Raw genomic sequence first — 1,560 nt, 5'->3', positions numbered from 1 at the left:
CACCGGCACAAAGCCCGATCTCTATGACATGGGAGTCTTTGAGCCGTTTCAATTCCAGAAGGAGGCAGTAGCAAAGGCTCTTGAGCAACCACGTGTTCGACTTCTCCTTGCTGACGATGTTGGGTTAGGAAAGACAATTCAGGTGGGAATGATCCTATCAGAGCTTGCACGGCGCGGCCGCGCTGCTCGAATCCTGGTGCTTGCTAAAAAATCCATGCTTAACCAATTCCAGGCAGAGCTCTGGAACCGATTTACCATTCCTCTTACAAGATTAGATTCGGTTGGGATTGCGAGACTTCGGCGGCGAATACCACTTAACAAGAACCCATTTGAGATCTTTCAACGTGTGATAATCAGTATCGATACGTTAAAAACTAGCCAGTACAGACATTTCCTCGAAAAAACAAAGTGGGATGTAGTTGTAATTGATGAAGCTCATAACGTAGCTGGTGCGAGCGTTCCAGAACGTCATCTAAGCCATAAGCTTGCGCAACTTCTTGCAAATACAGCAGAGAACCTACTTCTCACTACGGCAACTCCTCATAACGGAAAGGCAAGAACGTTCGGCCAACTAATTAGCCTGCTTGAGCCATCTGCCATTGCTGACCCAAATCTCACCGAATATTCCGCAGATGATATCAAGCCGTATTTCCTGATGCGGTTTAAGGAAGATATTCGAAGTCAGCTAAGTGAGCACCTGCAAGAACGGGAGGTTGTTCCCCTTGCGAAGACAACGGCACCTGCCTCTGCAGAAGAAGAAAAAGTATTCGAGCAGCTATCGAAAATTCGTGAATTCACAAAAAATGGTGGCCGGCAAAATACGCTTCTTGAATACGGAATATACAAGCTCTTTCTCTCAAGCCCTGATGCTTGTCGAGTGTCTCTAGAAAAGCGTCTGAAAGAGCTTGCTAAAACAAGTGAGAAAGAAGATGAGGAGAGCCTTTTACTTGAACTAAAATCAGCATTAGGAAAACAGTCTCTCCGCGGGTCGACTCGCTTCGCTACGTTACTGAGAGAGCTTAAAGAGATTGGCATCGATTGCAAAAGGAATTCTCCCAGAGTGGTAATCTTCACCGAGTTCCGAGAAACCCAAAATGCTTTAGCATTAGCGCTTGCAGAAGAGTTTGGAATAGGGAAGCCGTCATTCAAAGAAGACGAGCAGCCAAAGCAACCGATTGCAGTGATGCATGGTTCTTTTTCTGATACGGGCTTATCAAATCTTGTTGAGTCTTTTGCTACAGGGAATTCACCGATACGAGTTCTCATAGCTACAGATGTGGCATCGGAGGGGATTAACCTTCACCACCAATGTAATCAGCTCATACATTACGATTTGCCGTGGTCAATTATTACTACGATTCAGAGAAACGGACGAATTGATCGTTTTGGCCAAAAAGAAAAGCCTTATATTCGCTATCTTATTTCTGCCAGTCAGAACCCGGACTTTTTCGGAGATATGCAGATCTTTGAAAAGTTAATTGAGAAAGTCGAGCAGATAAATCATACCCGAACTGCCAAGGAGAGCGTTCTAAAACTCTACGATGAAAAGAAAGAAGAGGC

Annotated in this window: 1 protein-coding gene; it reads left to right on the top strand. The window is 44.9% G+C overall.

Translation table 11 applies throughout. From position 1 onward, the window contains the following. Positions 1 to 28: 28 nt before the first annotated feature. The coding region (locus EBR25_13890) for a helicase (GenBank protein NBW42061.1) at positions 29 to 1,560 on the top strand (1,532 nt) is incomplete at its 3' end.

The organism is bacterium (assembly GCA_009926305.1).
Lineage (GTDB): Bacteria > Bdellovibrionota_C > UBA2361 > UBA2361 > RFPC01 > RFPC01.
Note: the sequence above shows the minus strand (reverse complement) of the source record. Positions and strands in the feature narration are given on the sequence as shown.